Genomic DNA, 282 nt, shown 5'->3' with positions numbered 1-282 from the left:
AGCGGGTTGATGATGAACATATGCGCGGTTGCCGGGTTGCGTTCGGCCTCATAGTTCGGCAGGGCCTGGGCGCCGTGTTCGATCTTGTGCAGGGCCGAGGCCAGCCACATCGGGTTGCCGCAGATCGCGGCACCGCGCCGATCGGCCTCGTATTCGCGCGAGCGGCTGATCGCCATCTGCACCAGCGACGCGGCGATCGGCGCCAGCACGGCCATCAGGATGGCGGCGATGCCCGACAGCGGGCTCTGCCGGTCGTTGGACGAAAACATCGACGAGAACATC

1 protein-coding gene is annotated in these 282 nt (G+C 66.3%); it reads right to left on the bottom strand.

The window, feature by feature from the left end:
- Nucleotides 1-282 (bottom strand): M48 family metalloprotease (locus tag GQA99_RS20470; protein ID WP_160057052.1); only part of this gene is annotated, 282 nt, incomplete at both ends.

The organism is Shewanella litoralis, from assembly GCF_009828585.1.
GTDB lineage: Bacteria > Pseudomonadota > Gammaproteobacteria > Enterobacterales > Shewanellaceae > Shewanella > Shewanella litoralis.
This window is presented reverse-complemented; position numbering and strand designations above follow the sequence as displayed.